The organism is Rhodococcus chondri (genome assembly GCF_036327435.1).
Lineage (GTDB): Bacteria > Actinomycetota > Actinomycetes > Mycobacteriales > Mycobacteriaceae > Rhodococcus > Rhodococcus chondri.
Window position 1 is genome coordinate 1 of the sequence record NZ_JAUZMZ010000228.1, and the last position, 6079, is coordinate 6079.

At 66.8% G+C, this 6079-nt stretch carries 5 protein-coding genes and 2 pseudogenes; 5 read left to right on the forward strand and 2 right to left on the reverse strand.

The window, feature by feature from the left end; genetic code table 11:
* Positions 1-184 precede the first annotated feature (184 nt).
* From Q8814_RS23640 to Q8814_RS23660, 5 genes and pseudogenes are all read left to right on the forward strand, one after another.
* Complete coding sequence (locus Q8814_RS23640) at positions 185-532, forward strand: lycopene cyclase domain-containing protein (protein ID WP_330154409.1); 348 nt, start codon at positions 185-187, stop codon at positions 530-532.
* On the forward strand, positions 529-867 hold the full coding sequence (locus tag Q8814_RS23645; protein WP_330154410.1) for a lycopene cyclase domain-containing protein: 339 nt from the start codon (positions 529-531) through the stop codon (positions 865-867). The genes Q8814_RS23640 and Q8814_RS23645 overlap by 4 nt, the downstream gene beginning before the upstream one ends.
* Positions 864-2444, forward strand: a complete 1581-nt coding sequence (locus tag Q8814_RS23650; RefSeq protein WP_330154411.1) for an FAD-dependent oxidoreductase — start codon at positions 864-866, stop codon at positions 2442-2444. The genes Q8814_RS23645 and Q8814_RS23650 overlap by 4 nt, the downstream gene beginning before the upstream one ends.
* Positions 2441-3442: pseudogene (locus Q8814_RS23655) on the forward strand (DUF5914 domain-containing protein); the annotation flags it as partial. The gene Q8814_RS23650 and the pseudogene Q8814_RS23655, both read left to right, overlap by 4 nt.
* A 118-nt stretch (positions 3443-3560) precedes the next feature.
* Positions 3561-3782 carry a VOC family protein gene (locus tag Q8814_RS23660; RefSeq protein WP_330154413.1) on the forward strand — a complete coding sequence of 74 codons (222 nt, stop codon included), beginning with the start codon at positions 3561-3563 and terminating at the stop codon, positions 3780-3782.
* Positions 3783-4076: 294 nt separating this feature from the next.
* Here Q8814_RS23660 and Q8814_RS23665 read toward each other — a convergent pair.
* Positions 4077-4743, reverse strand: a pseudogene (locus Q8814_RS23665) (SDR family NAD(P)-dependent oxidoreductase); the annotation flags it as partial.
* Positions 4744-5234: 491 nt separating this feature from the next.
* Positions 5235-6014 carry a siderophore-interacting protein gene (locus Q8814_RS23670; protein WP_330154412.1) on the reverse strand — a complete coding sequence of 260 codons (780 nt, stop codon included), beginning with the start codon at positions 6012-6014 and terminating at the stop codon, positions 5235-5237.
* Between the last annotated feature and the right edge of the window lie 65 nt (positions 6015-6079).

Below are 6079 nucleotides of genomic sequence, written 5' to 3' on the forward strand. Positions count from 1 at the left end.
GATACGCGCATGCGTCAGCTCATCGATCGTCTTCGAGCGTCCCCTCTGCGTCCTTATCTACGCCATCTACATCTACGTCATCTACGCCGTTTGGGCATGTCCGGCCGGATGTCGTGATTGGCTGTGTTCGAGCCTCTGGCGGAGGCGAGCCGCATCGACTCCTTCACCCGGGACGGAGCGTGAGATGGATTCCTGGCACTACTTGCTCGTCTTGTCGGCCTGTCTGATCGTGACCGCCCCCCTGGAGTGGTTCGGAGCCGGGGCCTACCGGCAGCCGGCCCGCGTCGTCCGAGCCATCGTGCCGGTGGCAGCGATCTTCCTGGCCTGGGATGTGCTGGCCGTTTCCGCCGGAGTCTGGAGCTTCAATCCTCGCTACGTCACCGGCGTGGAATTACCGGGACACATCCCCATCGAGGAAGTCCTTTTCTTCGTCGTGATTCCGTTGTGCGGGCTGCTCACCTACAGCGCCGTCGGATTCCTACTGGACCGCATACCGCGAGGCCGACGGCGAACCGAACGTGAACCGCGATGACCGGCCTCGGTTACACCCTGCCTGCCGTGGTCGCGGTCCTGGCCGTATGTCTCGCCGAGACGGTGGTACTGCGCACCGGCCTGTTCCGACGCCCCGCCTACTGGCTGAGCATGACCATCGTGCTCGGATTCCAGATTCCGGTCGACGGCTGGCTTACCAAGCTCGATGCCCCGATCGTGATCTACAACGACCAACACATCAGTGGTGTGCGATTCCCGCTCGATATCCCGATCGAAGACTTCCTCTTCGGCTTCGCCTTGGTAACCGCGGTGCTGCTCGCATGGGAGTCACGCCGCCACCGACGCGCCGACCGGAATCGGACGGCGGCACTATGACGACCCACGCCCACGCCGATCCGCAGCGCATCCGCCATCGCGCACCACCTGGTCTCCACGACGCCGCCATGCTCCCCGCGCGCCCACACGTCGTCGTCGTCGGCGCCGGCATCGCCGGACTCGCGGCGGCCACCGCACTCGCCGAACGCGGCGTGAGCGTGGACGTCGTCGAACGCGAAAACTACCTCGGCGGACGCGTCGGAGGCTGGACCGATCACCTCGCCGACGGCACCCCGGTCGCGGTGAACCGCGGATTCCACGCCTTCTTCCGGCAGTACTACAACTTGCGAGCATTGTTGCGCCGCAACGATCCCGAACTCCGGTTCCTGACACCGCTCGACGACTACCCGCTGATCGATGTACACGGCCGACGCGACAGCTTCCGCGGTCTGCCCCGGACACCACCGTGGAATGCGCTCGCCTTCGCGCTGCGCAGCCCCACCTTCCGATTGCGCGACCTGGTGCGCATCGATCCCCGCGCCGCGGCGCCCTTGGCGGCGGTGTCGGTGCCCGACATCTATCACCGGCTCGACCACCTCGACGCCGAGACGTTTCTCGAGCAGATCAATTTCCCTACCGCCGCCCGGCATCTGGCGTTCGAGGTGTTCTCACGCAGTTTCTTCACCGAACCGGCGCGCATGTCCGCGGCGGAACTGGCCACCATGTTCCACATCTACTTCCTCGGCTCGAGCGAAGGCCTGCTCTTCGATGTGGCCGACACCAACTTCGACGGGCTGTGGTCGCCGCTGCGCGAATACTTGACGGCCGGCCAGGTCCCCTCCCGCACCGGCACCGTGCGCTTCCACACCGGTGTCGCCGTCGCCGCCATCGACACCACCAGCGGCGCCCCGTTCCGGATCGTCGACACCACCGGCGCCTGCATCGACGCCGACGGTGTAGTCCTGGCCACCGACATCGGCGCGCTCGGCCGCATCGTCGCGGCGTCCCCCACCCTCGGCGACACCGCCTGGCGGACCCGGATCGAACATCTCGGCACCGCACCCGCATTCCTGGTACAGCGACTGTGGCTCGACCGGCCCGTCAACGAGGACCGCCCGGCGTTTGTGGGCACCGGCAGCCTGCATCCGCTCGACAACATCAGCATCGTCAACCGCTACGAGCGCGAAGCCCGCCACTGGGCTGATCACCACGGCGGCTCGGTGATCGAACTGCACGCCTACGCCCTACCCGAGACCACGAGCGCCGACCCGGACCGGCTCGCACTGCGAGAGCAGTTGTTGGCGCGACTGCACGCCCTGTATCCCGAAACCGCGGCCGCCCGCATCCTCGGCGAACGGCTGCTGTACCGGCGCGACTGCCCCCGCCTCGGTCCCGGAGACTTCGCCCACCGGCCCACCGTGACCACCCCGCACCGCGGATTGGTGCTGGCCGGGGACGGGATCCGCATCGACCTGCCGGTGGCATTGATGGAACGCGCCGCCACCACCGGCTGGTCGGCCGCCAATCACCTGCTCACCCACTGGGGCGTGCGCGGCCACGACCTGTACACCGTGCCCACCCAAGGCCGATCGGCGCTGCTCCGTCGACTGGCCACCCGAGAAAGCCCCACCCTATGAACATCCTGGAACCGCTCTACCGGCGGTGGCCCCCCACCTGGCCGCTGCAACCGATCCCGCCGGGAACCTGGGCCGAGCAACAACCTACCTACCGCGATGCCGACCCCCGCTTGATCAAAGCGATCCTCGACCGGACGCAGCAACGGCCCTCCGGAAATTGGTACGTATTCGCCGCCAGCGGCGCCATCCGTACCGGCCACCCCCAGGCCGTCACCGTCGCAGGTGTCGAACTCGTCGCCTGGCGCGACTCTCGGCGACAACTTCATGTCGGCCCCGGCGCCTGCCCACACCTCGGCGCACCTTTGGCTTCGGCAGTCGTCGACTGCGACACCCTCGTGTGTCGATGGCACGGACTACGCGTGGGACCCGACAGTGGGCACGGTTGGACCCCTTATCCCAGCCACGACGACGGCGTGCTGGCATGGGTTCGTCTCGACCACATCGGCAACGAACCACCACTGAACGCACCTCTCGTCCCGGCACGGCCGCCGGCCCCCACCCACCTGGCGGCCGTAACCACCCTCACCGGAATCTGCGAACCGGCCGACATCATCGCCAACCGACTCGACCCGTGGCACGGTGCGTGGTTCCACCCCTACTCCTTCACCCACCTCGAGGTCCTCGACGCGCCCACCCGCCACCACACCGGCGACAACAACGACCGATTCGTCGTCGCCGTGACGTTCCGCGTCGGCGGACGCCTGGGCGTCCCTGTCCACGCCGAATTCACCAGCCCCGAACCCCGCACCGTCGTCATGCGCATCATCGACGGCGAAGGCACCGACAGTGTCGTCGAAACCCACACCACACCCCTGGGCCCCGGACCTGACGGCCGCCCACGCACCCGCGTCATCGAGGCCGTCATCGCCCACTCCCCCCGCCGCGGCGTCGCCCTCGCACGCCGCGCCCGCCGTGTCCTCTCGCCCGCGCGCCGCGGCGCGGCTACCCGCATGTGGCGCGACGACCACGCCTCCGCCGAACGCCGCTACCCCCACCGCCCGTTGACCCATCCACACCCAGCTCCCTTACTTCACATATGTCGAGAATGCGATGCCGACTCCGTCCTCGCTACACCAATGCCCACGACGGAGCGCGCGACGAAGAAGGAGAACCACCATGACGATTCAACGGATGGACCACGTGAGCGTCGTCATCGACGACGTCGACGCCACCGTCGCGGGCCTGCGAGCCCATGGCGTGAAACTGATCGGCGAGGTGGCGCCGTACCAGGACAGCTACCGACTCGGCTACGTCCGCGGCCCCGAGGGGATCATCGTCGCGTTGACCGCGCAGCTCGGCCGACAGCCCATCGCAGACAACTTGCGACCGAACCTGTAGTCCGGGCAACAGATCTGAGGAAGTGACACGTCCCGACCTTTCGGAGCCGTGATCACGCGGTGGGCCCTGTCCCCGGTCGCTGATACGTCGACTCCCACGCCTGCGCTCCGCGTGTGATCTGCCGCCACCCGTCGTCTTCGATCTACTGCCGCAGTTCGGCAAGGCTGTCCGTCAGTCCAGGAGCCCATTCCTCCTGCGGGGTCTCGACGTCGATGGGCATGCGCCCATTGTTCTACGTGAGTCCTGACCCCTCGCGTCGAACGACGTGTGCTGATTCGCAGGGCCTGTAGCCAGTTAACGCAATTTGATGCTGCCACCGTCGACCATCAGCGTCTGACCGGTCATATAGGCCCGCGTCTTCACTGGCAAGAAACACCGCGACCCGTCCGATGTCGGGCTCCGGGTCGCCAAACCGGCGCAGGGGCGTCTTTGCCAGCAACGCTTTCTCCACACCGGGATTCGCCTCGATGTAGGCCTCGACACCCTCTGTGAGAGCGAGTGGCGACATGATGTTGACGTTGATGTCGTCGCCGGCCCATTCATTCGCGGCGACCCGGCTGATCGCGCGGATCGCCTCTTTCGCCGCCGCATACGACCCCTGTGTCACGCTGCCTTCGATTCCGGCTCCGGACGCGAAGTTGATCACCGAGCCGTGATGGGCGGCGAGCTGCGCGTGGGCTGCCTTCATCAACCAGAACGTCGGGTAGAACCCGGTCCCGAAAGAAAGATCGAGCATGTCCTGAATGGTCTCGAGTAGAGGCGCCTGCCGAGACGCGTGTGCATTGTTGACCAGCACATCGAGTTTCCCGAACGCCTCCACCGCGGCCGCCACGATCGCATCGGCGTTCTCGTCGACGGAAATATCCGCGTTCACGAACTTCGCGGCGCCGCCGAGTTCGCCCTCGAGGACCGTACCCGCATCATCGTCGATATCGACGAACAACACCCTGGCCCCCTCCTTTTGTTGCGTTGGCCTGCGGCTTTGACCACTTCACGCGCTGAGACGCCGTGAATCCCACGTCGCGCGACAAGTTCCTCCGCGACGACGACCAGATCGAGACGAGCTGTTGACACTGCCATGCCATCACTGTTTCATCGCCGTGATGTGCACACCGGCACCATCACCCGCCAGATCCGGACTGCTCGACGTGCGAGGACACCACTCACCGGATCCGGACAGATCTTCGGTCGGTTGCGCTCGTCGAACGGAACTTGATTGCGCGAGCAAGAGACGAGGAGCAGTGTTCAACCGAGGTGCTCACGGCCGAGGCGGCGGTCCGCAGAACTGCTTGATTGCCGGTCGTCTCACTGGTGTTGCGCTCGGAATGACCGGGCACCGACCGCAGCGACGATTTTGCTTGCAGCAGGGGTGAACACCATGCCGATCATCGCACCGACGAAAATCCGGCCCAGAACACGGGCATCACCCACCCCCATGCCCGACTTCGGGGCTCAGGATTCGACCGCGGCCAGCTCCCGCTTCCATGTGCGGAAGCCCTCTTCGGTCCTGCCGCGGCGCCAGTACCCCGAGATCGAGGCGCGCGCCGCCGCGACTCCACGTTCCTTCCGTAGGTAGGGGCGCAGGTGCTTCATGACGGTTTCGGCCTCGCCGTGGACGAACACCTGGACATCCCCGCTCGGCCACGGCAGATTCTTGACCGCCGCGACGAGGGGTGCGTTCGCCTCGATCAGCTCGTCCCCGGCCTCGCCCGCCGCGACACCGCGGTGCAGCCACGTCACGACAACACCCGCGGGAGCAGCAAGTGGCAGCTCATCCGATGGACCGGCGACCTCGACGAAGACAGCCCCGACGGCATCGGCGGGCAGCGATTCGAGCGCGGCGGCGATTGCGGGTACCGCGGTTTCGTCGCCCGCGAGCAGGTGAAAGTCCGCGGCAGGGTCCGGCCGATATCCACTGCCTGGTCCCCGCACGGTCACCGCGGTGCCGGATTGCACCGAGCGCGCCCACGGTCCGGCGACACCCTCGTCGCCGTGCACGACGAAGTCGATCCAGATTTCCCGGGCGGCCGGATCGACGCGCCGCACAGTGTAGGTGCGGATCACGGTCTCGTCCCCCGCCGGGAGCTCGATCTTGACGTAGCTGTCGGTATCCGTACTCGGAGCGAACGTGTCGAAGCCCTCCCCGCCGAGAACCACGCGGACGAAGTGTTCGGCGACGACCTCCGTGCGCAGCACGGTCAGGGTGGTCGCTCGCGGGGACTCGGGTGCCACACATGCCTCCTGGTTAGGGTTGCCTATCAGACGCAACGGTACCCCGTCGGCCCCGGACCCGGTGC

Bases quoted from the DNA above. Each gene is read 5' to 3' on its own strand.
- Q8814_RS23645 (WP_330154410.1), top strand. From the start codon at position 529: ATGACCGGCCTCGGTTACACCCTGCCTGCCGTGGTCGCGGTCCTGGCC.
- Q8814_RS23650 (WP_330154411.1), top strand. From the start codon at position 864: ATGACGACCCACGCCCACGCCGATCCGCAGCGCATCCGCCATCGCGCA.
- Q8814_RS23640 (WP_330154409.1), top strand. From the start codon at position 185: ATGGATTCCTGGCACTACTTGCTCGTCTTGTCGGCCTGTCTGATCGTG.
- Q8814_RS23660 (WP_330154413.1), top strand. From the start codon at position 3,561: ATGACGATTCAACGGATGGACCACGTGAGCGTCGTCATCGACGACGTC.